Source organism: Actinokineospora spheciospongiae (assembly GCF_003182415.1).
GTDB classification, from domain to species: domain Bacteria; phylum Actinomycetota; class Actinomycetes; order Mycobacteriales; family Pseudonocardiaceae; genus Actinokineospora; species Actinokineospora spheciospongiae.
On sequence record NZ_QHCP01000014.1, the window covers coordinates 16,407 to 40,568 of the forward strand.

Sequence of the window (24,162 nt, forward strand, 5' to 3'; positions counted from 1 at the left end):
TTGGGCGGGTCCCACCGATCACCCGGCGTCGAGCAGGTCCAGCAGGGTGGTCCACGGGCCCTCGACCGGGTCGACCAGCCGCACCCCGGCCGAGCGCAGCACCGCCAGGTGGGTTTCCCACAGCGGGTGCGCCCGGGGCGCCGCGGCGGCCTGCGGGGCGACGACCACCGGCACGCCCGGGGTGCCGATGGCCTCGTTGAGCGCGGTGAGCGCCTGGTTGTCGGCGATCCCCAGCGCCAGCTTGACCACCGAGTTGGCCGAGGCGGGCACGAACAGGAACGCGTCCGGCATCGGGTACGGCTTGGGTTCGGTCGGCAGCCTCGGCTCGTGCCGGACCGGCAGGTCGGTCAGCGCGGCCAGCCGCGCGCCTGCCCCGGTCGCGTCCATCCACCGCCCGAGGGTGGGGGTGAACGTGACCGCCAGCCGCCACCCGCGGCGCACCGCGGGTTCGGCCACCTCCGGCAGCAGCCGCTTCTCGGCGCCGCCGCAGGCGGAGGCGACCAGGCCCAGGGTCGGCATCTACCGGCGCAGCAGGGCGCAGAACATGGCGTCGGTGCCGTGGCGGTGCGGCCAGAGCTGCGCGTACGGCCCCTCCCCCAGCCCGGGGACGTCCGGGAAGGCGCCGCGCGCGTCGAGGACGGTGGCCCCGGTCTTGCGGGCCACCGCAGACACCACGCCCTCGGTCTCCGACAGGTGCGGCGAGCACACGACGTAGGCCACCACCCCGCCCGGCCGGACCAGGTCGAGGGCGCTGGTGAGCAGTTCGCGCTGGAGCTTGGTCAGGTCGCCGACGTCGGAGGGCTGCCTGCGCCAGCGGGCCTCCGGGCGCCTGCGCAGCGCGCCCAGCCCGGTGCACGGCGCGTCGACCAGCACCCGGTCGAAACCGCCCGCCGCCAGGCCGGGGTCGCGGCCGTCGGCGACGTGGACGGTGACCGGGAGGCCGCCGGTGCTCTGCTCGACCAGCCGCGCCCGGTGCGGTGCCTGCTCGACCGCGTCGAGGGTGCCGCCGTTGATGGCCGCCAGCGCGCCGAGCAGCGCCGCCTTGCCGCCGGGGCCCGCGCACAGGTCCAGCCAGGCCAGGTCGGGGCCCTCCAGCGGGGCCCTGGTCAGGGCCAGGGCGCAGAGCTGGCTGCCCTCGTCCTGCACCGCGGCGAGCTTCTCCCGCACCGGTTCCAGGGCGCCGGGGTCGCCCGAGCCCGGGTCGAGGTGCACCGCGTACGGGGAGTACGGGCCGGGGTCGCCGCCGGTCATCGCGGCCAGTTCCTCGGCGCTGACCTCGCCCGGCCGGGCCACCAGGTGCACCAGCGGGCGGGTGTCGTCGGCGCGCAGCGCGTCGCCGAGTTCGTCGCCGGTGCTGCCCAGGGCGTCGGCGAACGCGCGGGCGATCCAGCGCGGGTGCGCGGTGCGCGCGGCGAGGTTGCCCACCGGGTCGGTGACCGGGTCGGGGGCCAGCGCGGCCAGCCAGGCGTTCTCGTCGCGCTCGGAGATCTTGCGCAGCACGGCGTTGGCGAAGCCGGTGACCCGCGAACCCAGGTCGGCGCGCACCAGGTCCACAGTGGAGGTCACGGCGGCGTGCGCCGGGATGCGGGTGCGCAGCAACTGGTAGGCGCCCAGCCGCAGCGCGTCGAGCAGCTCGGGCTCCACTTCGGACAGCGGGCGGGCGCTGCACTCGCCGATGATCTCGTCGAGCAGACCGCGGGCCCGGCAGGCGCCGTAGGCCAGCTCGGTGGCCAGCCCGGCGTCGCGGCCGGAGATGCGGCGGTCGCGCAGCAGCTTGGGCAGCACCAGGTTCGCGTAGGCGTCGTCGGCGCGGACCGCGCGCAGCACGTCCAGCGCGGCGCGGCGGGCCGCGTCCTCGGCGGGCGGGCGCGCGGGGCCGTCCGGTTTGCGCGGGGGGTGCGCGCCGCGGGGGCGCGCGGGCCGCGCGGGGCCGCCCTTCGCCGGGGCCCCGGACTTGGGGCGGTATGGACGTTTGCCGGGCTGCGTCACGTCAGCCGTTCTCCTGCCTCGATACGGGTGCCGCGGGCCCAGTCGGTGGCCCGCATCCGCTTCTTGCCCTGTGCCTGGACCTCGCCGAGGCGCACCGGCCAGGTGGCCGTGCCGACGAGGACGCGCTTGCGCTCGACGAGGAGTTCGCCGGGCTTGAGTTCGGCCTCCACCGCGTCGCGGGTGACCGGACCGAGTTTGATCCGCTCGCCGCGGAACTCCGCCCAGGCCCCCGGTTCCGGGGTGACCGAGCGGACCAGCCGGTCGACGGCCATGCCGGGCAGCGCGAAGTCGACCTTCGCGTCCTCGACGGTGATCTTGGGAGCATGGCTGACGCCGTCCGCGGGCTGCTCCACCGCGGTCAACGAGCCGTCCTCGATGCCGTCCAGGGTGGCCAGCAGCAGCCCGGCGCCGGACTCGGCGAGCCGGTCGAGCAGCACGCCCGCGGTGTCGTCGGGGCGGACCGGGTCGGTCAGCACGCCGAACACCGGACCCGCGTCGAGCGCCTTGACGATGCGGAAGGTGCTGGCCCCGGCGAACTCGTCGCCGGAGCGCACGGTCGCCTGCACCGGGGCCGCGCCGCGCCAGGCGGGCAGCACCGAGAAGTGCAGGTTGATCCAACCGTGCACCGGGATGTCCAGCGCCGACTGCGGCAGCAGCGCGCCGTAGGCCACCACCGGGCAGGCGTCGGGCGCGATCTCGCGCAGCCGCGCCTGGAACACCGGGTCGGACGCCTTCGCCGGGGTCAGCACCTCGATGCCGTGCTCGTCGGCCAGCGCGCCGACCGGGGAGCGGTGCAGGGTGCGACCGCGGCCCGACGGCGCGTCCGGGCGGGTCACCACGGCGGCGACCTCGTGCCGGTCGGACCCGATGAGGGCGCGCAGCGACGGCAGCGCCACCTCGGGGGTGCCCGCGAACACCAGCCGCATCAGCGCGCCCCGAACAGCGGGTGCGGGCTCTGCTTGAGGGTGGGGACCGCGCCGTCGAACCAGTCGGCCCGGCGGATCTCCTTCATCGCCTGCTTGCGGGTGGTCTCGTCGAGGCGGTCGAGGAACAGCACGCCGTCGAGGTGGTCGGTCTCGTGCTGGATGCAGCGCGCCAGCAGGTCGCTGCCCCGCACCTCCACCGGCTCGCCGTGCATGTTCCAGCCGCGGGCGACCACGTTCTTCTTCCGGACGCAGTCCCAGTACAGGCCGGGGATGGACAGGCAGCCCTCCTGCCCGTCCTGCTCCTCGTCGTCCAGCGCCGTCCACACCGGGTTCACCATGTGGCCCTCGGCCTCGCCGCAGTGGTAGGTGAACACCCGCAGCCCCACGCCCAACTGCGGCGCGGCCAGTCCGGCGCCGCCCTGCCGCTCCATGGTGTCCCACAGGTCGCGGACCAGGTTGTGCAGCTCGCGGTCGAAGTCGACCACCTCGGCGGCCGGGGTGCGCAGCACCGGGTCACCGAAGTACCGGATCTGCTGGACGGTCACGGGACTCCCTCACTCACTGCTCGCGGGCGGTCGGTCGGTCCAGTCTATGCCGCCCCCGGCGCGGCTCCGGAGCCGCGCCCGCGCGGGCGCTAGATGAGGTCGAGCGGGTCGAGCTGGACGCGCAGCGGGTCGGGGTCCTTGCGGGTGGCGCGCAGGCTCTGCGCCGTGGTCAGCGCGTCGGCCAGGGCTTTGCCCTCGGCGCGGGACACCCGGACCAGGGCCCGTTCGCGCGGGGTGGGTGAGTCCGGGTCGCCGAGGGGGACCGGGCCGAGGACTTCACCGGTGGGGGGGAGGGCCAGTTCGCCCAGGAGGCGGGCGACGGCGTCGGGGGCGCCGTCGACCGAGGCCATGCGGACGGCGGGGGGGAAGCCGAGTTCGGTGCGGGCGGCCAGTTCCACGCCCGCGTGCCAGGCCGGGTCCCAGCGGACCAAGGCCTGCACCGGGGCGATGGACGAGTCGGCCAGCACCACCACCCGCCCGCCGTCGGTGGCCGGGCGGACCAGGGCGGCGGCGGTCATCCACCGCCGCAGCGCCTCCTCGGCCGCCCGCAGGTCGGCGCGGTTGAGCATCGCCCAGCCGTCGAGCAGCAGGGCGGCGCCGTAGCCCTTGGGGGACAGGGGTTCCGCGCCGGGGGTGGCCACCACCAGCGCCGGGCGGTCATCCACAGTGGACAGCACGTCGCGGGCGCCGGAGGTGCGGACCGGGAAGCCGGAGAACGCGCGGCCCAGTTCCTCCGCCGTGCGCTTCGCGCCGACCACGACCGCGCGCAGCCGCCGGGAGGCGCACGCGGTGCAGCGGTAGTTGGCTTCCGTGGCCGCGCACCAGCGGCAGGCCGGGGGGCCGGTGTCGGGGACGTGCAGGGGGCCCGCGCAGCGGCGGCAGCGGGCCGGGGCGCGGCAGTCCTGGCAGGTCAGCGCGGGCACGTAGCCCCGGCGCGGGACCTGGACCAGGACCGGGTACCCGGCCTGCAGCGAGGCGCGGACCGCGTCGAAGGCGACCGTGGGGATGCGCGCGGTGCGGGCGGCGGGGTCGCGGGCGAGCTGGCTGTCGTGCTCGCCCAGCGCGGTGACCCTGGGCGCGGCGGCGCGGACCCTGGCGCGGGTGGCGGCGACCTCGGCGGCCCAGCCGGAGTCGAGGAGCAACTGCGCCTCGGCGGTGCGGGCGAACCCGGCCACCAGCACCCCGGCCCCGCACAGCCGGGCCCGGGTGATCAGCACGTCGCGCCCGTGCGGGTAGGGGGCGCGCTGGTCGGCGTGCTGGTCGTCGCCGTCGTCCCACACCACCAGCACCCCGGGGTCGACCACCGGCGCGTACGCCGCGGCCCGGGTGCCGACCACGATCCTGGCGCTGCCGCGGCGCACGGCCAGCCAGGCGCGGTACCGCTTGGCGGGCCCCAGGTCGGCCGACAGCGCGACCGCCGCGGCCTCCCCCACCAGCGCCACGCACGCCGCGTGCACCCGGGCCACGTCCCGGTGGTCGGGCACGACGACGACCGCGCCCCGGCCCGCCGCGGCGGCGGTGGCGGCGACCTCGGCGAGCCGGGCGGGCCAGTCCTCCCCCGGCAGCGCCTGCCAGACCGCGTGCGCCTGCTTGCCCGCGTGCACCGCGTCGAGGAACGCCGGGCCGCGGCGGTACTCCCCCCAGGCGGTGGCCGCCGGGCGGGCCGGGACCGGCGACGGCTCTGGCGGCTCCTCGGCCTCGACCCTGGCGTGCCGGGGCGGGACGGCGAAGCGCAGCACGTCGGTCAGGGTGCCGCTGTAGCGGTCGGCCACGGCCCGGCACAGCCGCGCCACCTCGGGGGCGAGCACCGGTTCCGGCGACACCACCCGCTCCAGGAACTGGAGCTTGCCCCGGTGCTCGGCCTCAGCCACCCGCTCCAGCAGGTACCCGTCGACCGGCTTGCCCGCGAAGCGGACCCGCACCCGGGCACCGGGCACCGCGTCGGCGTCGGACTTGACGGGCACCAGGTACTCGTAGGGGCGGTCGAGGTGGGCCAGCGGCACGTCCACGCAGACCCGCGCCACGGGCAGCTCGGCGGCGGGCGACTGGACGCCCCTGGCCGGTTTCGCCGCCGGTGCGGGGGGTTCCGCGGGCACCTCGAACAGCGCGTTCGCGCTCGCGTCGGAGGTGGCCATGACCGGTTGGTCTACCAGACCCGACCGACGGTCAGTCGGCTCGGGGGTCGTGCCGGGGCCCGCGTTCCGGGTCGGCCGCCGGTTCCGCGTCGAGGTAGTAGGCGACGTACAGCTCGGCGATCTCCGCGCGGTCGCGGCGGGCGGATTCCTCGCGGATGCGGCGGTTGAGGCCGGGCGGGAAACCGTGCTTGACCAGCCGCCGCTCGCACGCGTCCTCCAGGAACGACAGCGAGAAGTACAGCCCGGTGACGTAGGCCAGCGCGACCATGGAGAAGCGCAGCGAGGACGGGCCGGGGACCAGCAGCAGCAGCCAGAACGGCAGGAACAGCACCAGCACCCTGGCGAAGTGCCGCAGCACCCAGGTGCGGCAGGTCAGGTCCCACAGCACCCACGGCCGGTTGCGCGCGGGCAGCGTGCCGCCCACGGCGTACCACAGCCAGCGCAGCGGGTCGGGGCGGCGGAACCGGACCGGTCCGGCCGCGGTGCTCGGCTCACCCATGGCGCAATCCTCCTCCTCGCCCGCGGACGGCACCGGACGGCACCCGCACCGGACGTGCCACGGGCCGCCACCGGAGTACCCGGTGGCGGCCCGTGGCGAACGCGCTGGATCAGCCCGCGGCGAGCTTCTTGAGCTGCTCGGCGCGGTCGGTGTTCTCCCAGGGGAGGTCGAGGTCGGTGCGGCCGAAGTGGCCGTACGCGGCGGTCGGGGCGTAGATCGGGCGCAGCAGGTCCAGGTCGCGGATGATCGCGGCCGGGCGCAGGTCGAACACCTCGCCGATGGCCGAGCGGATCTTCGCCGGGTCCACCTTCTCGGTGCCGAAGGTCTCCACGAACAGGCCCACCGGGGCGGCCTTGCCGATCGCGTACGCGATCTGCACCTCGACGCGGTCGGCGAGACCGGCGGCGACGGTGTTCTTGGCGACCCAGCGCATCGCGTAGGCGGCCGAGCGGTCGACCTTCGACGGGTCCTTGCCGGAGAACGCGCCGCCGCCGTGGCGGGCCATGCCGCCGTAGGTGTCGACGATGATCTTGCGGCCGGTCAGGCCCGCGTCACCCATCGGACCGCCGATGACGAAGCGGCCGGTCGGGTTGACCAGCAGCCGCACGTTCGAGGTGTCCAGCTCCAGGTCGGCGATCTCGGGCAGCACGACCTGCTCGCGCACGTCGACGCCGAGCAGCTTCTCCAGGTCCACGCCCTCGGCGTGCTGGGAGGACACGACGACGGTGTCCAGGCGGATCGCCCGGTCGCCGTCGTACTCGATGGTGACCTGGGTCTTGCCGTCCGGGCGCAGGTACGGCAGCACGCCGTCCTTGCGGACCTTGGTCAGCCGCCGCGACAGCCGGTGCGCCAGCGCGATCGGCAGCGGCATCAGCTCCGGGGTGTCGGTGCAGGCGTAGCCGAACATCAGGCCTTGGTCGCCCGCGCCCTGCTTGTCGATCTCGTCCGAGGCGTTCTCGACGCGGGTCTCGTGCGCGGTGTCGACGCCCTGGGCGATGTCCGGGGACTGCGCGCCGATGGCGATGTTGACGCCGCAGGAGTTGCCGTCGAAGCCCTTGGCCGAGGAGTCGTAGCCGATCTCCAGGATCTTGCCCCGGACGATGGCGGGGATGTCGACGTACGCCGAGGTGGTGACCTCGCCCGCGACGTGCACCTGGCCGGTGGTCACGAGGGTCTCCACGGCGACCCGGGAGCGGGGGTCCTCGGTCAGCAGGGCGTCGAGGATGGAGTCGCTGATCGCGTCGCAGATCTTGTCCGGGTGGCCTTCAGTGACCGATTCCGAGGTGAACAGCCGCAGGCCGTTGTTCTCACTCACGCGATATCCCCACTCAGTTCCGATTGTTCCGTCAGGTTTGTTGTGGCTCAGCCTGGCGCATCCCCGCAACGCAGGCGCAAATGACCGACCGCGTCCCACACTTCGGTCGCCAGCTTCGCCTTCGACCCCAGTTCTATCGGACTTTCCGTGCCGTCGGCACCCAAGAGCCAGCCCGCGTTGTCCTCGGTCTCGAACGCCTTGCCCTCGCCGACCGCGTTGACCACCAACAGGTCGCACCCCTTGCGGGCCAACTTGGCGCGGGCGAGGTCCAGCACGTCGGCGCCGTCCGGGCCGCCGCTGCCGGTCTCCGCGGCGAAACCGACGATCACCTGTCGTGAACCCGCCACCCCGCGCCGGGTCTCGACCAGTTCGGCGAGCACGTCGGGGTTGCGGGTCAGGGCGATCGGGTCGGGGTCGCGGTCGGATTTCTTGATTTTGAAGTCGGCCCGGTCGACCGGGCGGAAATCGGCCACCGCGGCGGCCATCACCACCACGTCGGCGCTCTCGGCGGCCAGGTGCACCGCCTCGCGCAACTGCGCGGCGGTGCCCACGTGCACCACCTCGACGCCCGCGGGCTCGGGCAGCGCTTGGGTGTGCGCGGAGACCAGGGTGACCCGGGCGCCGCGCTGGGCGGCGGTGCGGGCCAGCGCGTAGCCCTGCTTGCCCGAGGACCGGTTGCCCAGCCAGCGCACCGGGTCCAGCGGTTCGCGCGTGCCGCCCGCGGAGACGACCACGTGCAGGCCGTCGAGGTCGCGCGGCAGCGCGTCCGGGCGGGCCAGCAGCAGCCGGGCCAGGTCGACGATCTCGGCCGGGTCGGGCAGCCTGCCCTTGCCGGTGTCCTTGCCGGTGAGCCGACCGCTGGCGGGCTCGACGACGACCGTGCCGCGCGAGCGCAGCGTGGCCACGTTGGCCCGGGTGGCCGCGTGCTCCCACATCTCGGTGTGCATCGCGGGCACCAGCAGCACCGGGCAGCGCGCGGTGAGCAGGGTGTTGGTGAGCAGGTCGTCGGCGAGGCCGTGCGCCGCCTTGGCCAGCAGGTCGGCCGTGGCCGGCACGACCAGCACCAGGTCGGCCTCCTGGCCCAACCGCACGTGCGGCACCTCGGGCACGTCGGCGAACACGCCGGTGTGCACCCTGTTGCCCGACAGCGCCTCGAACGTCGCCGCGCCGACGAAGCGCAGGGCCGCCTCGGTGGGCACGACGCGCACGTCGTGCCCACTCTCGGTCAGCCCGCGCAGGACCTCGCACGCCTTGTACGCGGCGATACCGCCGCCGACGCCAAGGACGACACGGGGCCGGTGGGTCACTCGCCCTCGGTGTGCTCGAGCAGGCCCGCGTGGATCTCGCGCAGGGCGATGGACAGCGGCTTCTCCCGAGGACCCGGCTCCACCAGCGGGCCGACGTACTCCAGCAGGCCCTCGCCGAGCTGGGCGTAGTAGTCGTTGATCTGGCGGGCGCGCTTGGCGGCGTAGATCACCAGCGCGTACTTCGAGCTGACCTTCTCGAGCAGGTCGTCGATCGGGGGGTTGGTGATGCCCTCGAGAACGGTCGACGGCTCGCCCAGGGGGCCCAGCTCTGTAGGGGTGATCACTCGCAACGCTCCGCACCTAGTTTGGTTGAGTCTGTGAGTACCCAGGTTAGCAACTCGCGGGCCGCGACCTCCACGTCGCTGTTCACCACGACCGCGTCGAACTCGGATTCGGCGGCCAGCTCGTCCTTGGCGACGGCCAGCCGCTTGGCGATCAGCGCCTCGTCCTCGGTTCCGCGTCCGACCAGCCGGGTGACCAGGGTCTCCCAGGACGGGGGCACCAGCATGACGAGCTGGGCCTCAGGCATGGCCACCCGCACCTGGCGGGCGCCCTGCAGTTCGATCTCCAGCACCGCGGGCCGCCCCGCCGCCAAAGCGGCCTCGACCGCGGCGCGCGGGGTGCCGTAGTGGTTGCCCGCGTACTCGGCGTGCTCCAGCAGCTCACCGGCCGCGGCGAGCCGGTCGAACTCGGCCTTGTCGATGAAGTGGTAGTGCTTGCCGTCCACCTCGCCGGGCCGGGGCTCCCGCGTCGTCACCGAGACGCTGAAGTAGACCCCGGGGTGCAGCGCGCGCAGCACGGCGACCACGCTCGACTTGCCCACGCCCGAGGGCCCGGACACAACAGTGAGCCGAGGCCGGGTGTTGCCCGGCCTCGGCTCAGAGCCTGTTGAGCGGCTCACTCACTCGCCGCTGAACTCGGCCAGCAAGGCCTTGCGCTGGCGGTCACCGAGGCCGCGAAGACGACGGCTCGGCGCGATCTCGAGGCGCTCGATGATCTGCTGGGCCCGCACCTTGCCGACGCCCGGCAGGGCCTCCAGCAGTGCGGTGACCTTCATCTTGCCCAGGACCTCGTCGTTGTCGGACTGAGTCAGCACCTCCTTGAGGGTGGTGCCACCTCGCTTCAGACGCTCCTTGAGTTCGGCTCGCGCACGACGGGCGGCAGCCGCCTTCTCCAGCGCTGCGGCCCGCTGCTCCTCGGTCAGCTGGGGAAGGGCCACGATTTCCTCCGTGGGGGTGGGATTTCTTCCGGATCGGTGCCGCGACGTTACCGACCCCTGGCCTGCGAGGACAACGCGGGTCGCCCTGTGCGGACCGTGACCGGAGCCCAGAAGTTGATCAACGAACAGTGACGTCGAGGCTGTGACCTGCGACGATCATAGCGCGCCGGAGCCGGTTGCGGCGGTGACGGAGCGCGCTCGGGCGACTGCGGGGGGCGAAAGTGTCGCGGGCGCCACTTTCCGCAGGCCCCCGGGCACACTCGGTCAGCCCAACCCCTCCGACCTGCGACAACGCTGCGTGGGCGTGCGGAAGCCCCGGGAGGTCCGAGAAGGGACCTTCCGGGGCAACTCGGACACGGCACGTGGAACTTCCCGCGAACGTCGCGAAATCGCGCCTGGGATCAGCCCGCGGCGGCCACCAGGGAGTCGCGGACGCGCAGGGCGGCGTCGCGCAGGGCCGGGACGTCGGGCCCGTGCCGGAGGATGTCGCGCGAGCTGGCGGGCAGCACGTGCGGCAGCGCGGCGCCGAAGACGGCCCGCAGGTCGGCCGGGCCCGCACCCTGGGCCCCCAGGCCGGGGGCCAGGACCGGGCCGTTGAGCGCGGAGAGGTCCAGACCGCTGTTGCCCACGGTCGCGCCCACGACCAGGCCGACCGAGCCGAGCGGGGCGGCCCCGGCGTTGCGGGCGGCGGCGGCGTCGACGACGGCCTGCGCGACCGTGCGCCCGCCGCCGTCCACCGCGCGCTGCACCGACGCGCCCTCGCTGTTGGAGGTCCGCGCCAGCACGAACACGCCCCGACCGGTCCGCGCGGCCAGGTCCAGCGCCGGGTCGAGCGAGCCGAAGCCCAGGAACGGCGACAGCGTGACCGCGTCGGCCGCCAGCGGCGAGCCGTCGGCGAGGTAGGCCTGGGCGTAGGCGGCCATGGTGGAGCCGATGTCGCCGCGCTTGACGTCGAGCAGCACCAGCGCGCCCGCCGCCCGCGACTCGGCGATCACCCGCTCCAGCACCGCCACGCCCCTGGAGCCGTACGCCTCGAAGAACGCCGACTGCGGCTTGAGCACGGCCACCACCCCGGCCAGCGCCTCCACGCAGGTCAGGGCGAACCGCTCCAGCCCGGCGGCGTCGCGCGGCAGGCCCCAGGCGTCGAGCAGCCCGGGGTGCGGGTCGATGCCCGCGCACAGCGGACCCCGCGCGGCCGTGGCCCCGGTCAGCCGGGCGCCGAAGTGCTGCCCGCTCACCGCTGCGCCATCTCCGCGCGCAGGGCGGCCTGCAACTCCTGCAACGGCCGCACGCCGATGTCGTCGCGGATCAGCGCCTCGATGCCGTGCACCGCCGCCGCCGCGCCCTGGATGGTGGTGACGCACGGGATGTCGCGCGACACCGCCGCCGTGCGGATCTCGTAGCCGTCCACCCTCGGCCCGTGGTTGCCGTACGGGGTGTTGATGACCATGGCCACCTCGCCCGCGCGGATCAGGTCGACGATGTTGTCCGCGCCCTCGAAGTGCTTGCGCACCTCCGTGCACGGGATTCCGTTGCGGCGCAGCACCTGCGCGGTGCCCGAGGTCGCCAGGATCTCGAAGCCCAGGTCCGCCAACCGCTTCACCGGGAACACGATCGCCCGCTTGTCCCGGTTGGCCACCGACACGAACGCCCGGCCCGAGGTGGGCAGCGAACCGTAGGAGGCGGTCTGGGACTTGGCGAACGCCTTGCCGAAGGAGGCGTCGATGCCCATGACCTCGCCGGTGGACTTCATCTCCGGGCTCAGCAGCGAGTCGATGCCGTGGCCCTCCTTGGTGCGGAACCGGTGGAACGGCAGCACGGCCTCCTTGACCGCCACCGGCGCCCCCTCCGGCAGCTCCGCGCCGTCGCCCTCGGCGTTGAGCAGGCCCTCGGCGCGCAGGTCGGCGATGGTGGCGCCGAGCATGATCCGGGCGGCGGCCTTGGCCAGCGGCGCGGCCGTCGCCTTGGACACGAACGGCACCGTGCGGCTGGCCCGCGGGTTCGCCTCCAGCACGTAGAGCACGTCGTCCTTGAGCGCGTACTGCACGTTGAGCAGGCCGCGGACGCCGACGCCGTGCGCGATGGCCTCGGTGGAGCGGCGGACCGCCTCCAGGTCGGCGCGGCCCAGGGTGATCGGCGGCAGCGCGCAGGCCGAGTCGCCGGAGTGGATACCGGCCTCCTCGATGTGCTCCATGACCCCGCCGAGGTAGACCTCGGTGCCGTCGCAGAGCGCGTCCACGTCGATCTCGATCGCGTCGTCGAGGAACCGGTCGACCAGCACCGGGTGCTCCGGGGAGACCTCGGTGGCGCGCTCGATGTACCCGGCCAGCGACTGCTCGTCGTAGACGATCTCCATGCCGCGCCCGCCGAGCACGTAGGAGGGTCGGACCAGCACCGGGTAGCCGATCTCGTCGGCGATCCGCTTGGCGCCGGGGAAGGAGGTGGCGGTGCCGTACTTGGGCGCGGGCAGGCCCGCGTCGGTCAGCACCTGGCCGAACGCGCCCCGGTCCTCGGCCAGGTGGATGGCCTCCGGCGGGGTGCCCACGATCGGCACGCCCGCGTCGGCCAGCCGCTGCGCCAGCCCCAGCGGGGTCTGCCCGCCGAGCTGCACGACCACGCCCGCGACGGTGCCGGACTGGCGCTCGGAGTGCACGACCTCCAGCACGTCCTCGAAGGTGAGCGGCTCGAAGTAGAGCCGGTCGGAGGTGTCGTAGTCGGTGGAGACGGTCTCCGGGTTGCAGTTGACCATCACCGTCTCGTACCCGGCCTCGCGCAGCGCCATGGCCGCGTGCACGCACGAGTAGTCGAACTCGATGCCCTGCCCGATGCGGTTGGGCCCGGAGCCCAGGATCAGCACCTTGGGCCGGTCGGGCTGCGGGGCGACCTCCGACTCCGCCTCGGGGTCGAGCTCGTAGGCGGAGTAGTGGTACGGGGTGGTGGCGGCGAACTCCGCCGCGCAGGTGTCGACGGTCTTGTAGACCGGGCGCACGCCCAGCCGGTGGCGCAGCGCGCGCACGCCGTCCTCGCCTGCCAGCTCCGGGCGCAGCGCGGCGACCTGGCGGTCGGAGAAGCCCGAGCGCTTGGCCCGGCGCAGCAGGGTCCCGTCGAGCACGGGGGCGCCCGCGATCTCGTCGCGCAGCTCGATCAGCGCGACGACCTGGTCGAGGAACCACGGGTCGATGCCGGAGGCCTCGTGCACCTGCTCGACGCTCGCGCCCAGGCGCAGCGCGCGCTCCGCGGTGTAGAGGCGGCCGTCGTGCGCGGTGCGCAGGGCGTCCAGTGTGGACTCGGCGGTGGCCTCGGCCGGGTCGGGGGTGGTCCAGAACCCGGCGGCCTTGGTCTCCATCGAGCGCAGCGCCTTGCCCAGCGCCTCGGGGAAGTTGCGGCCGATGGACATGGCCTCGCCGACCGACTTCATGGTCGTGGTCAGCGTGGTGTCGGCGCCGGGGAACTTCTCGAAGGCGAACCGCGGCACCTTGACCACCACGTAGTCGAGCGTGGGCTCGAACGAGGCGGGGGTCTCGCGGGTGATGTCGTTGGTGATCTCGTCGAGGGTGTAGCCGATGGCCAGCTTGGCGGCGATCTTGGCGATCGGGAAGCCGGTGGCCTTCGACGCCAGCGCCGAGGACCGCGACACCCGCGGGTTCATCTCGATGACGACCATCCGGCCGTCGGCCGGGTTGATCGCGAACTGGATGTTGCAGCCGCCGGTGTCCACGCCCACCGCGCGCAGCACGTCGATGCCGACGTCGCGCATATGCTGGTACTCGCGGTCGGTCAGGGTCATCGCCGGGGCCACGGTCACCGAGTCGCCGGTGTGCACGCCCATCGGGTCGATGTTCTCGATGGAGCAGATGACCACGACGTTGTCGTGCTTGTCGCGCATCAGCTCCAGCTCGTACTCCTTCCAGCCGAGCACGCTCTCCTCGATCAGCACCTCGGTCACCGGGGACTCGGTGAGCCCGGTCGAGGCCAGCCGCTCCAGGTCCTCCGGGGTGTGCGCCATGCCGGACCCGAGGCCGCCCATGGTGAACGACGGCCGGATGACCACCGGCAGGCCCAGCTCGGCGACGGTCTCGCGGACCTCCTCCATCGAGTGGCAGACCCGGCTGCGCGGGGTCTCGGCGCCGACGTCGGCGACGATGTCCTTGAACTTCTGCCGGTCCTCGCCGCGCTGGATGGCGTCGATGTCGGCGCCGATCAGCTCCACGCCGTACTTCTGCAACACCCCGCGCTCGTGCAGCGCAACGGCGGTGTTGAGCGCGGTCTGCCCGCCCAGGGTCGCCAGGATGGCGTCGGGGCGCTCGGCCGCGATCACCTTCTCCACGAACTCCACGGTGATCGGCTCGATGTAGGTGGCGTCGGCGAACTCCGGGTCGGTCATGATCGTCGCCGGGTTGGAGTTCACCAGGCTGACCCGCAGGCCCTCCTCGCGCAGCACCCGGCACGCCTGGGTGCCGGAGTAGTCGAACTCGCACGCCTGGCCGATGACGATCGGGCCGGAGCCGATCACCAGCACGTGCTTGATGTCCTCGCGCTTGGCCATCAGCGGTTGCCCTCCATCAGGTCTGCGAACCGGTCGAACAGGTCCGCCGCGTCGTGCGGGCCCGCGGCGGCCTCGGGGTGGTACTGCACGGAGAAGGCGGGCACGTCGAGCGCGCGCACGCCCTCCACGCAGCCGTCGTTGGGGCAGTAGTGGCTGACCTCGGCGGCGCCGAACGGGGTGTCGAACGGCTTGCCGACCTCGCCCCGGATGGCGAACCCGTGGTTCTGCGAGGTGATCGCCACCGAGCCGGTCGCCACGTCGATCACCGGGATGTTGACCCCGCGGTGGCCGTAGCGCAGCTTGTAGGTGTCCAGGCCCAGGGCGCGGCCGAGGATCTGGTTGCCGAAGCAGATGCCGAACAGCGGGATGCGCCGCTCGAGGACCGCCCTGGTCAGCGCCACCGGGTGCTCGGCGGTGGCCGGGTCGCCGGGGCCGTTGGACAGGAACACCCCGTCGGCCTCGACCGCGAGCAGGTCGTCCAGGCTCGTCGTCGACGGCAGCACGTGCGTCTCGATCCCGCGCGCGGCCAGCATCCTGGGGGTGTTGGACTTGATGCCCAGGTCCAGCGCGGCCACCCGGAAGCGGCGCTCGCCCTCGGCCGGGACCACGTAGCCGGTGGCGGTGCTCACCTCGTCGGCCAGCGCGGCGCCGACCATCCCCTGGGCCTCGCGCACCCTGGCGACCATCGCGTCGCGGTCGCGCAGCGCCTCGCCGGAGAACACCCCGGCGCGCATGGCGCCGCGCTCGCGCAGGTGCCGGGTCAGCGACCGGGTGTCGACGCCGCTGACGCCGACCACCCCGCCGTCGACCAGCGCGTCGTCCAGGGTCCGGGTGGACCGCCAGTTCGACGGGGTGCGGGCGGGGTCGCGCACGACGTAGCCGGACACCCAGATGCGGGAGGACTCGTCGTCCTCGTCGTTCCAGCCGGTGTTGCCGATCTGCGGGGCGGTCTGCACCACGATCTGCCGGTGGTAGGAGGGGTCGGTCAGGGTCTCCTGGTAGCCGGTCATGGCGGTGCAGAACACCACCTCGCCGAAGCTCTCCCCGGTGGCGCCGTAGGCCTCGCCGGGGAAGACGCGCCCGTCCTCCAGGACCAGCGCGGCGGGGGCGTGGTCGGAAATCTTGGTCAGCCGGGCTTCACTCACCGTTTGCCACCTCCGGGTTCAGCGCGCCGATGGCCGGCACCCACGTGTCGTAGTCGTCCTTGTCGTCGGCTCGGAAGCCGGTGTCGAACTCGTGCCCGCCGACCGCCCAGCGGACCACCAGCAGGCCGCCGCCGCCCATCACCTTCCCGGCGATCCCGGCCTCGGTGCGCGCGGCGCGCACCGACTCCGCCGGTATCCAGACCGGGGTGGCGCCGGTGCGGTCGAACAGCAGGCCGCCGGGCAGCAGGTGGGCGGTGGCGTCGGCGCGGAAGCCGACGTCGCCGACGGCCACCCGGTCCTGCCAGCTCCGGTCGGTCACCGTGCTGGCGTAGACGCCGGTGCTCGGCGGCAGCAGTGGTTCGGTCTTGCCCCCGCGAACCTGTTCCAGCAGCCCCTCGGGGACAGCCGGGAAGGCGGGCAGGTCGGCCTGGCGCTTGCGCCGGTTGCGGTAGCCCCACCACATCAGGGCGACCAGCAGCGCGAACACGGCCAGGAACAGCAGGGTCAGGCCGAGGCGGTTCACTTCGCGGCCTTCCCGTCCCGGGCGGTGAGGGCACCGCGCAGCACGGTGGCGACCACCGCGCCGGGCAGCTCCATGCCCTCGTAGGGGGTGTTGGCGGCGACGCTGGCCAGGTCCGCGCCACGCACGGTCCAGCGGCCCGCCGGGTCGACCAGGGTCAGCGTCGCGGGCTCGCCCACGGCGATCGGCCTGCCCTGGTCGGGCAGCCCGGCGATCTCGGCGGGGCGCTCGCTCATCACCCGCGCGACCCCGCGCCAGTCCAGCAGCCCGGGGTTGACCATGGTCTGCACCACGATCGGCAGCGCGGTCTGCAACCCGAGCATCCCGGGCCGGGCGGCGGACCACTCGCAGTCCTTGTCCTGGCTCGCGTGCGGGGCGTGGTCGGTGGCCACGCAGTCCACCGTGCCGTCGGCGAGGGCGGCGCGCAGCGCGGCGGCGTCGGTCGCGGTGCGCAGCGGCGGGTTGACCTTGTTCACCGGGTCGTAGGTGCTCAGCCGCGAGTCGTCGAGCAGCAGGTGGTGCGGGGTGACCTCGGCGGAGACCCGGGTGCCCCGCCCCTTGGCCCAGCGCAGCACCTCGGCGGTGCCCGCGGTGGAGACGTGGCAGACGTGCAGCCGGGCGCCGACGTGCCGGGCCAGCAGGCAGTCGCGGGCCACGATCGACTCCTCGGCCACCGCGGGCCAGCCCGCCAGGCCCAGCCGCGCGGCCTGCTCGCCCTCGTGCGCCTGCGCGCCGACGGTCAGCCTCGGCTCCTCGGCGTGCTGGGCGATGACCGCGTCGAGGGCCTTCGTGTACTCCAGCGCCCGGCGCATGATCAGCGGGTCGGCCACGCACAGGCCGTCGTCGGAGAAGATCCGCACGCCCGCCGCGGACCGGGCCATCGTGCCCAGCTCGGCCAGCCGCTCCCCCTTGAGCCCGACGGTGACCGCGCCGACCGGGTGCACGTCGACCAGCCCGACCTCCCGGCCGCGCCGCCACACGTGCTCGACCACCACGGCGTTGTCGGCCACCGGGTCGGTGTTGGCCATGGCGAACACGGCGGTGTACCCGCCCAGCGCGGCGGCCCGGGAGCCGGTCTCGATGGTCTCGGTGTCCTCGCGGCCGGGTTCGCGCAGGTGCGTGTGCAGGTCGACGAACCCGGGCAGGGCGACCAGCCCGCCCGCGTCCAGCACCTCGGTCCCGGCGTCGGCGTCGACCCGGTCGGCGATCTCCCGGATCACGCCGTCGCGCACCAGGACGTCGACCGGGCCGCCCTCGCCGTACGGCGTGGCGCCGCGGATGAGCAGCGTGGTCATGACCCGTCCTCTTCTCCGGCGAGCAGGTGGTAGAGCACGGCCATCCGGACGTGCACGCCGTTGGTCACCTGCTGGGTGATGGCCGCACGCGGGGAGTCCGCCACCGCGGCCGAGATCTCCATGCCGCGCAGCATCGGCCCCGGGTGCAGCACCGGCGCGTGCTCCGGCAGCAGCCGCAACCGGTTCTCGCTGAGCCCGTAGGCGATCGCGTACTCGCGCGCCGACGGGAAGAAGCCGCCGTGCATCCGCTCGGCCTGCACCCGCAGCATCATCACCGCGTCCAGCGTCGGCAGCTCCGGGTCCAGCTCGTGGCTGACCACCAGCGACCCGGCGTCGCCCACCGACCAGTCGGCGACGCCGGTCGGCAGCAGGGTCGGCGGCGCGACCAGCACGACCTCGGCGCCCAGCGTCGTCAGCAGGTGCACGTTGGAGCGGGCGACCCGGCTGTGCAGCACGTCGCCGACCACGCCGATCCGCCTGCCCTCGACGTCGCCGAGCCGGTCCCGCAGGGTCGCGGCGTCGAGCAGGGCCTGGGTGGGGTGCTCGTGGGTGCCGTCGCCCGCGTTCACCACGCTGGTCCCGGCCTCGGCCAGCCAGCCCGCCAGCCGGTGCGCGGCACCCGAGGCCGGGTGCCGCACGATCACGCAGTCGGCGCCCGCGGCGGCCAGGGTCAGCGCGGTGTCGCGCAACGACTCGCCCTTGCCGACCGAGGACCCGCCCGCGGAGACGTTCACCACATCGGCGCTCATCCACTTCCCGGCGATCTCGAAGGAGACCCGGGTGCGGGTGGAGTTCTCGTAGAACATGGTGATCACCGTGCGGCCGCGCAGCGTCGGCAGCTTGCGCACCTCGCGGCCCAGCAGGGTCCGCTTGAGGCCGTCGGAGGTGTCGAGCACGGCCAGCGCGGTGTCGCGGTCGAGGCCGTCGGTGCCCAGCAGGTGCTTCACCCGGACTCCCCCTCCCGGTGCAGCAGCACGCCGTCGCGGTCGTCGGTCTCGGTCAGCAGGACGTGCACCTCCTCGGCGCGCGCGGTGGGCACGTTCTTGCCCACGTAGTCCGCGCGGATCGGCAGCTCGCGGTGCCCCCGGTCGACCAGCACGGCGAGCTGCACCGCCCGCGGGCGGCCACCGGCGTCGCGCAGCGCGTCGAGCGCCGCGCGGATGGTCCGCCCGGAGAACAGCACGTCGTCGACCAGCACGACCAGGGCCTTGTCGATCCCGCCCTGCGGCAGCGCGGTCTCGCCCAGCGGGCGGGTCGGGCGCCTGCGCAGGTCGTCGCGGTAGAGGGTGATGTCGAGGGTGCCGGTGGGCACGGTCACACCGGAGAACTCGGCGATCCGGGCGGCGAGCCTGGCGGCCAGCGGGGCGCCCCTGGTGGGGATGCCCAGCAGCACGACCGGCGGTGCGCCGGAAGCACCGAGCGACGTCTTCTCGATGACCTGATGGGCCATTCGGGCGATGGTGCGCGCGACGTCGCCCGCCGTCAGCAGCTCGCGCTGCCCGGCCGGTTCCGGCGCGCCACGGTCTCGCGGCGGCACGGTGGACTCCTTCCCCGCCTCACCGGACGGGTCCTTAAAGGATGTCGGTCGATCCCCTGACCAGGGGTCGTGGCGACCGTATCAGGCTTCGGCAGGGGTTCGAAGGGGTGGTCCGTGTGGGCTGGACGACGCCCGGTCGCCGGATTGGCTTGACCTGCTGGCAACTCTGGGTAACCATTACTCTGCGTGTTGAGGTGAAGATCCCCGCGTCGGTCGATAGCGCCGACGGGGCGAAGGAAATGGAGAACCGCCGTATGGGCGACTACGCCAAGGCGCTGGGAGCCAAGCTCCGTGCCATCCGCCAGCAGCAGGGGCTGTCGTTGCACGGCGTCGAGCAGAAGTCGGGCGGCCGCTGGAAGGCAGTCGTGGTCGGCTCCTACGAGCGCGGCGACCGGGCGGTGACCGTGCAGAAGCTGGCCGAGCTGGCCGACTTCTACGGCGTGCCCGTGGTGGAACTGCTGCCAGAGGGCCGGGTGCCCTCCGGTGCCGAACCCGCCACCAAGATCGTGATCAACCTGGAGCGGCTGCAACAGCTGCCCGCGGAGAAGGTGGGCCCGCTGGCCCGCTACGCGGCGACCATCCAGAGCCAGCGCGGCGACTACAACGGCAAGGTGCTGTCCATCCGCACCGAGGACCTGCGGTCGCTGGCGATCATCTACGACATGACCCCCGGCGAGCTGACCGAGCAGCTCATCGACTGGGGGGTGCTTCCTCCCGAGGCACGCCCCTCGAAAGAGGACTAGGGTCGACGGCGGGACGCCGCACGCGCAGACGGGGATGCTGCGCGTGGGGCGTCTTCGCCGTTCGGCGGGGACCTACAGGGTGGCGCGGAGCCGGTCGGCGATGCCCGCGATCCGACCGAGCACCCCGTTGACGAACCGGGGCGAGTCGTCGGTCGACAGCGACTTCGCCAACTGCACGGCCTCGTCGATGGCCACCGCGTCGGGCACGTCGGTGGCCCAGAGCAGTTCGTAGAGGCCCAGCCGCAGCACCGCGAGGTCGACGGCGGGCATCCGGGCCAGCGACCAGCCCTCGGCGTGCTCGGTGAGCAGTTCGTCGATCCGGGCCTGGTGGGTGGTCACGCCCTCGACCAGGGTGACGGTGTAGTCGTTGACCGGCGGCACGTCCGGGGAGCCGACCCGGTCGGCCATGATGGTGACCGGGTCGGCCTTGCGCACCGCGGCCTCGAAGAGCAGGTCGACGGCGCGCTTGCGGGCCTTGCTGCGAGCACCCACGTCAGCTGCTGACGCGGCCGAGGTAGCGCCCGTCGCGGGTGTCGACCTTGACCTTCTCGCCGGTGGTGACGAACAGCGGCACCTGGATCTCCGCGCCGGTCTCCAGCTTGGCGGGCTTGGTGCCGCCGGTGGAGCGGTCGCCCTGCAGGCCCGGGTCGGTGTGCTCGATGACCAGCTCGACCGAGGTGGGCAGCTCGATGAACAGCGGCACGCCCTCGTGCGAGGACACCACCGCGGTCCCGTTCTCCAGCAGGAACCGCGCCTGCTCGGCCACGACCTCGGCGGCGATGGAGATCTGCTCGAAGGTGTCGCCGTCCATGAAGACGAACTCGGAACTGTCGTTGTAGAGGTAGGTCATCTCCCGGCGGTCCACGGTGGCCGTGTCGACCTTGACCCCGGCGTTGAAGGTCTTGTCGACGACCTTGCCGGTCATGACGTGCTTGAGCTTGGTCCGGACGAACGCGGGCCCCTTGCCGGGCTTGACGTGCTGGAACTCGGTGACGGTCCAGAGCTGGCCCTCGATGTTGAGCACCAGGCCGTTCTTCAGGTCGTTGGTCGAGGCCACTTGCTTCCGATCTCCTGTTATCCGCGCGCGTTGATGGTCGCTGTCTAGACGACCATGAGCTGCTTGGTGGTCAGCGTGAGGAGTTCGGGACCGGCGTCCCGCACGACGAGCGTGTCCTCGATGCGGACCCCGCCCTTGCCGGACACGTACACACCCGGTTCGACGGTGACCGCCATTCCGGCGGAAAGTGTACCCACCGAGGTCTTGGCCAGGCTCGGCGCCTCATGGACCTGCAAACCCACGCCGTGCCCGAGCCCGTGCAGGAACTCCTCCCCGCGCCCGGCGTCCTCGATCACCCCCCGGGCCGCCCGGTCGACGTCGCGGGTGGGCACCCCCGGCGCGAGCGCGGCGACCCCGGCGGCCTGCGACCGGGCGACGAGGCCGTACAGGTCGCGCTGCCAGTCGGCGGCCCGGGTGAGCACCAGGGTGCGGGTCATGTCGGAGTGGTAGCCGTCGACGAGCGCCCCGAAGTCGAGCTTGAGGAAGTCCCCGGCGGCGAGGACGGCGTCGGTCGGCCGGTGGTGCGGGATCGCGGAGTGCGCCCCGGTGGCCACGATCGACTCGAAGGACGGCCCCTCCGCGCCGTGGTCGCGCATCCGGTTCTCCAGGTCTCGGGCCACCTCCTTCTCGGAGCGCCCGACGAGGCCGCCCGCCTCGACGAGGTCGGCGAGGGCGTTGTCGGCGGCGGCGCAGGCCCGGCGCAGCGCGTCCACCTCGGTCTCGTCCTTGACCAGCCGCAACCCCTCGACCAGGTTCGGCGCCCTGGTCAACGTGGCCCGCGTGGCGCCTGCGAGGGCGTCGTGGCCGTCGACGGTCACGTGCTGGCTCTCGAAACCGACGGCACCGGAAGCCTTGTCGGCCAGGGCGAGGGCGCTGGCGCGGTCGATCACCTTGGCGAGGTCGGGCACCTGGGACGCGGACTGCTCGGTGTAGCGGCTATCGGTGCAGAAGAGGGTCGTCTCCTCCGAATGGGTGACCAGGAGGGCGGCGTTGGAGCCGGTGAAACCGGTCAGGTACCGGATGTTGAGCAGGTCGGTGACCAGCAGCCCGTCCAGGCCACGGTCACTGAGTTCCTTCCGGAGGGCGTCCCGCCGCCGCGCGTGCACAGCCATGGGGAGAGCTTAGGACGAGCAGGCCGGTGCGGTGGCGCGCTCTGCCGCCGGGACGGCGGCGCGGGGGCGGTCGGAGGCGGGGCGGGCGGGACGGGCGCGCTGGCACCCGCCGCGGCGACGGGCTTACGCTGCGGGAATGCGTCTGTGGGTGGTGCGCGGGGCCGTGCTGGCCGTTGTCCATGCCGTCGTGGCTGTGGTCGTGGCCGCGGTGAAGGCGGGGAACCCGACCGGCCAGTCGGTGGTGGAGGCGATCTCGCTCGGGGTCCTGGTGGGCGTTGCCGCCGTGTGGGCCGCCGTCGACGGGTGGCGGCAGGTGCCGGAGCGGGTGACGGCCTGGGTGGTCGCCGCGCTGGTCGCGGGTGTGGGGTCGGCGGTGCTGCAGGTGATCGGGCGGGGGATCTTCGTCGATCAGACCGGGGTCAGTGCGCTGGGCGGGGCGCTGACCGGGGGTGCGGCGTTCAGCGCGCTGCTGGTGCTGCTTCCGGCCGGGTTGGGTCTGGTGGTCGGCCCGCGCTTGGACCCGGACCGGCCGCGTGAGGACGAGGACGAGCCCGTGCGGGCGAAACCGTCGCCCCGGCCGCGCGGCTAGGGCGTCCGCGCGCCTCTGGGGCGGGGGTCAGCGGCGGGCGATCAGGTCGGGGCCGCGTTGGTGGGCGGCCCACTCCCGGGGGGTGACCTTGGCCAGCTTGGAGGAGTTGAGGGTGGCCAGCTTCGGGTCCGAGAGCGCCCACAGGCGCTTGTCGTCCAGGAGGAGGCCCGCCTGGGCGGGGCCGGTTTGGATTCCGGCGGCCGCGGTGCTGAGGCGGGCAGCCACCGGGACCGCGTCCAGGGCGGGGACGCGGTGGTCGAGGATCTTCACCGACAGGCGTTCGGCCACCGAGCGCCGTTCGACCCGGATGAGTTTGCCGTGCAGGACCACGTCGATGGTGCGTTCCGGGGAGGGCACGGCGAAACCCTCCAGTGCCCTGAGGGCGCGGGCGGCGTCGGCGCAGGCTGTGGTGCCGGTGAGGTCGGCGCCGAAGTACTTGAGGGCCGTGGGGGCCGCCGCGTCGACCGTGGCGCGGACCAGGTCGACCGGGACCCGGTCGCAGGGGTCGTCCAGGGACGGCAGGGCGTGGCCCTCCGGGGTGCGGATGAGGCCGGGGCCCTCCTTCCACGGGCCGGGGATGACGACCGAGGTGTAGGGCTTGCGGCGGAACTCGCGGTCCCAGAACGTCAGGCTGGTGCCGTCGGCGGTTTCGTGCGCGATGGCGAACGCGCCCAGGGCGGGCACCCACATCAGGTCGGCGCTGAACGCGTCGACGACGGAACGGCTGCGGTCGGCGGTGCCCATGGTGCGGTGGAAGCCGCCCTCGCCGAGGAGTTCCACGTCGGTGCCGAAGGCGGGGTCGCGGGCGCGGAGGACGAACTGGCCCGCCCCGTTCCAGCCCGCGCCGCGGCCGGTGGTGTCGGTGAACATCAGGTAGAACCAGCCGTTGACGTGGGTGGCGGCGGGTTGGCCGGTGCCGTAGACGTTGTCCCGGAGGACGTCGTGGGAGGCGGTGACGATGGGGGCGCCCCCGTTGGCCCTGGTCCACACCCGGCCGTCGGGGCTGGTGGCCAGGCCGATGGCGTTGCCGTTGGCGTGGTGGCCCGCCGCACCGGTGTAGTACAGGTAGTAGGTCCCCCCGACCTTGATCACCGACGGGTCGCAGGTGTGCATGCCGTCGAAGCCGGTGGAGCTGCCGGAGAACACCGCGGTGCCTGGGCTGCCGTCCGGACCGCTGTACGGGCCCCACGGCCTCTCCGACTCGGCCAGCAGGACGTCGTCACCGGGTGGGGCGGCGGTGCCGAGCTGGCTGCACCACCACATCCGGTACCGACCGCCCTCGGCCATCAGCGTCGGCGCGTAGTTGTAGACCGCGTCCCCACCGCCCGCCGCCACCACCTGCGGGCCGGCCCGCTCCCGGTCGGTCCCCAACCGCACCGGCTCGGCCTCCGCCCGCGCGGCCGGGACGGGGGCGGCGGTGGTCCGCTGCGGCCCCCGCTCGGTCACGCCCTCCGCGTCCGCCGAGCAGCCCGCCGCGACGACCACCACGACCAGGGACACGAGGGCATGGCGAACGCGCCGAAACCTGCTGGGCATGTGCGGTGGGGACCTCCGTGCCGGGACGCCGTCGGGGTCGGCGTCCGGCCCAGTCTAGGCACCGGCGAACGCCCCACCGCCCCTCCACCGCCCTGCGGCACGGGGCGCGGGAGCCTCGAACAGCGCCTCCACCCGGACCCACCAGGA

The 24,162-nt window shown here is 73.7% G+C and carries 24 protein-coding genes; 2 read left to right on the forward strand and 22 right to left on the reverse strand.

The window, feature by feature from the left end; translation table 11 throughout:
• Window positions 1–18: 18 nt before the first annotated feature.
• From DFQ13_RS28155 to pyrR, 18 genes are all read right to left on the reverse strand, one after another.
• Complete coding sequence (locus DFQ13_RS28155; protein WP_035280967.1) at window positions 19–519, reverse strand: flavoprotein; 501 nt, start codon at window positions 517–519, stop codon at window positions 19–21.
• On the reverse strand, window positions 520–1,989 hold the full coding sequence (locus DFQ13_RS28160; RefSeq protein ID WP_052020966.1) for an RsmB/NOP family class I SAM-dependent RNA methyltransferase: 1,470 nt from the start codon (window positions 1,987–1,989) through the stop codon (window positions 520–522).
• A complete protein-coding gene (gene fmt, locus DFQ13_RS28165; RefSeq protein ID WP_035280966.1) occupies window positions 1,986–2,915 on the reverse strand; it encodes a methionyl-tRNA formyltransferase in 930 nt (309 codons plus the stop codon). The genes DFQ13_RS28160 and fmt overlap by 4 nt, the downstream gene beginning before the upstream one ends.
• Window positions 2,915–3,460: a peptide deformylase gene (def, locus tag DFQ13_RS28170; protein WP_035280965.1), complete on the reverse strand. Its 546-nt coding sequence runs from the start codon at window positions 3,458–3,460 to the stop codon at window positions 2,915–2,917. The genes fmt and def overlap by 1 nt, the downstream gene beginning before the upstream one ends.
• Window positions 3,461–3,549: 89 nt before the next feature.
• On the reverse strand, window positions 3,550–5,595 hold the full coding sequence (locus DFQ13_RS28175) for a primosomal protein N' (RefSeq protein ID WP_110081968.1): 2,046 nt from the start codon (window positions 5,593–5,595) through the stop codon (window positions 3,550–3,552).
• A gap of 31 nt (window positions 5,596–5,626) precedes the next feature.
• Window positions 5,627–6,094, reverse strand: coding sequence for a DUF5313 family protein (locus DFQ13_RS28180; RefSeq protein ID WP_181400179.1), 468 nt, complete (start codon window positions 6,092–6,094; stop codon window positions 5,627–5,629).
• A gap of 109 nt (window positions 6,095–6,203) precedes the next feature.
• On the reverse strand, window positions 6,204–7,385 hold the full coding sequence (gene metK / locus DFQ13_RS28185; RefSeq protein WP_084175435.1) for a methionine adenosyltransferase: 1,182 nt from the start codon (window positions 7,383–7,385) through the stop codon (window positions 6,204–6,206).
• Between the two features lie 71 nt (window positions 7,386–7,456).
• A complete protein-coding gene (gene coaBC / locus DFQ13_RS28190; protein ID WP_110081969.1) occupies window positions 7,457–8,716 on the reverse strand; it encodes a bifunctional phosphopantothenoylcysteine decarboxylase/phosphopantothenate--cysteine ligase CoaBC in 1,260 nt (419 codons plus the stop codon).
• A complete protein-coding gene (gene rpoZ, locus DFQ13_RS28195) occupies window positions 8,713–8,997 on the reverse strand; it encodes a DNA-directed RNA polymerase subunit omega (protein ID WP_035281060.1) in 285 nt (94 codons plus the stop codon). Before rpoZ ends, coaBC begins: the two co-directional genes overlap by 4 nt.
• On the reverse strand, window positions 8,997–9,557 hold the full coding sequence (gmk, locus tag DFQ13_RS28200; RefSeq protein WP_407643220.1) for a guanylate kinase: 561 nt from the start codon (window positions 9,555–9,557) through the stop codon (window positions 8,997–8,999). The genes rpoZ and gmk overlap by 1 nt, the downstream gene beginning before the upstream one ends.
• 60 nt (window positions 9,558–9,617) lie before the next feature.
• Complete coding sequence (gene mihF, locus DFQ13_RS28205; protein WP_035280954.1) at window positions 9,618–9,935, reverse strand: integration host factor, actinobacterial type; 318 nt, start codon at window positions 9,933–9,935, stop codon at window positions 9,618–9,620.
• A 401-nt stretch (window positions 9,936–10,336) separates the two neighbouring features.
• A complete protein-coding gene (gene pyrF / locus DFQ13_RS28210) occupies window positions 10,337–11,173 on the reverse strand; it encodes an orotidine-5'-phosphate decarboxylase (RefSeq protein ID WP_035280951.1) in 837 nt (278 codons plus the stop codon).
• Window positions 11,170–14,481, reverse strand: coding sequence for a carbamoyl-phosphate synthase large subunit (gene carB / locus DFQ13_RS28215; protein ID WP_035280948.1), 3,312 nt, complete (start codon window positions 14,479–14,481; stop codon window positions 11,170–11,172). Before carB ends, pyrF begins: the two co-directional genes overlap by 4 nt.
• Window positions 14,481–15,626 (reverse strand): glutamine-hydrolyzing carbamoyl-phosphate synthase small subunit, encoded by a 1,146-nt coding sequence (carA, locus tag DFQ13_RS28220; RefSeq protein ID WP_233427511.1) that lies wholly within the window; start codon window positions 15,624–15,626, stop codon window positions 14,481–14,483. The genes carB and carA overlap by 1 nt, the downstream gene beginning before the upstream one ends.
• Entirely contained in the window at window positions 15,619–16,149 is a 531-nt protein-coding gene (locus DFQ13_RS28225) for a PH-like domain-containing protein (protein ID WP_035280946.1), read from the reverse strand. The genes carA and DFQ13_RS28225 overlap by 8 nt, the downstream gene beginning before the upstream one ends.
• Window positions 16,146–17,441: a dihydroorotase gene (locus tag DFQ13_RS28230; RefSeq protein ID WP_110081971.1), complete on the reverse strand. Its 1,296-nt coding sequence runs from the start codon at window positions 17,439–17,441 to the stop codon at window positions 16,146–16,148. Before DFQ13_RS28230 ends, DFQ13_RS28225 begins: the two co-directional genes overlap by 4 nt.
• On the reverse strand, window positions 17,438–18,388 hold the full coding sequence (locus tag DFQ13_RS28235) for an aspartate carbamoyltransferase catalytic subunit (RefSeq protein WP_110081972.1): 951 nt from the start codon (window positions 18,386–18,388) through the stop codon (window positions 17,438–17,440). Before DFQ13_RS28235 ends, DFQ13_RS28230 begins: the two co-directional genes overlap by 4 nt.
• Window positions 18,385–18,978 carry a bifunctional pyr operon transcriptional regulator/uracil phosphoribosyltransferase PyrR gene (gene pyrR / locus DFQ13_RS28240; protein WP_110081973.1) on the reverse strand — a complete coding sequence of 198 codons (594 nt, stop codon included), beginning with the start codon at window positions 18,976–18,978 and terminating at the stop codon, window positions 18,385–18,387. The genes DFQ13_RS28235 and pyrR overlap by 4 nt, the downstream gene beginning before the upstream one ends.
• 254 nt (window positions 18,979–19,232) lie before the next feature.
• Here pyrR and bldD point away from each other — a divergent pair, with 254 nt between their 5' ends.
• A complete protein-coding gene (bldD, locus tag DFQ13_RS28245) occupies window positions 19,233–19,721 on the forward strand; it encodes a transcriptional regulator BldD (RefSeq protein WP_018686187.1) in 489 nt (162 codons plus the stop codon).
• Window positions 19,722–19,793: 72 nt separating this feature from the next.
• Here bldD and nusB read toward each other — a convergent pair whose 3' ends face one another.
• From nusB to DFQ13_RS28260, 3 genes are read right to left on the reverse strand one after another with little or no spacing between them, the layout of a single operon-like run.
• Window positions 19,794–20,213, reverse strand: a complete 420-nt coding sequence (gene nusB / locus DFQ13_RS28250; protein WP_110081974.1) for a transcription antitermination factor NusB — start codon at window positions 20,211–20,213, stop codon at window positions 19,794–19,796.
• A gap of 1 nt (window position 20,214) precedes the next feature.
• The gene (efp, locus tag DFQ13_RS28255; RefSeq protein ID WP_035280935.1) at window positions 20,215–20,778 is read right to left on the reverse strand and encodes an elongation factor P; all 564 of its coding nucleotides are present in this window, start codon (window positions 20,776–20,778) and stop codon (window positions 20,215–20,217) included.
• Window positions 20,779–20,822: 44 nt separating this feature from the next.
• On the reverse strand, window positions 20,823–21,890 hold the full coding sequence (locus DFQ13_RS28260) for a M24 family metallopeptidase (RefSeq protein ID WP_110081975.1): 1,068 nt from the start codon (window positions 21,888–21,890) through the stop codon (window positions 20,823–20,825).
• 136 nt (window positions 21,891–22,026) lie between these two features.
• On the opposite strand from DFQ13_RS28260, the gene DFQ13_RS28265 reads away from it, so the two are divergent.
• Window positions 22,027–22,479 (forward strand): B-4DMT family transporter, encoded by a 453-nt coding sequence (locus tag DFQ13_RS28265; protein WP_181400180.1) that lies wholly within the window; start codon window positions 22,027–22,029, stop codon window positions 22,477–22,479.
• Between the two features lie 27 nt (window positions 22,480–22,506).
• Here DFQ13_RS28265 and DFQ13_RS28270 read toward each other — a convergent pair whose 3' ends face one another.
• Window positions 22,507–23,979: a glycoside hydrolase family protein gene (locus DFQ13_RS28270; RefSeq protein ID WP_325050959.1), complete on the reverse strand. Its 1,473-nt coding sequence runs from the start codon at window positions 23,977–23,979 to the stop codon at window positions 22,507–22,509.
• Window positions 23,980–24,162: the final 183 nt, after the last annotated feature.

Coding starts and splice junctions, on each gene's coding strand:
- DFQ13_RS28155 (WP_035280967.1), bottom strand. CDS start 519: ATGCCGACCCTGGGCCTGGTCGCCTCCGCCTGCGGCGGCGCCGAGAAG.
- fmt (WP_035280966.1), bottom strand. CDS start 2,915: ATGCGGCTGGTGTTCGCGGGCACCCCCGAGGTGGCGCTGCCGTCGCTG.
- DFQ13_RS28175 (WP_110081968.1), bottom strand. CDS start 5,595: ATGGCCACCTCCGACGCGAGCGCGAACGCGCTGTTCGAGGTGCCCGCG.
- DFQ13_RS28180 (WP_181400179.1), bottom strand. CDS start 6,094: ATGGGTGAGCCGAGCACCGCGGCCGGACCGGTCCGGTTCCGCCGCCCC.
- carB (WP_035280948.1), bottom strand. CDS start 14,481: ATGGCCAAGCGCGAGGACATCAAGCACGTGCTGGTGATCGGCTCCGGC.
- DFQ13_RS28230 (WP_110081971.1), bottom strand. CDS start 17,441: ATGACCACGCTGCTCATCCGCGGCGCCACGCCGTACGGCGAGGGCGGC.
- bldD (WP_018686187.1), top strand. CDS start 19,233: ATGGGCGACTACGCCAAGGCGCTGGGAGCCAAGCTCCGTGCCATCCGC.
- DFQ13_RS28260 (WP_110081975.1), bottom strand. CDS start 21,890: ATGGCTGTGCACGCGCGGCGGCGGGACGCCCTCCGGAAGGAACTCAGT.
- DFQ13_RS28265 (WP_181400180.1), top strand. CDS start 22,027: ATGCGTCTGTGGGTGGTGCGCGGGGCCGTGCTGGCCGTTGTCCATGCC.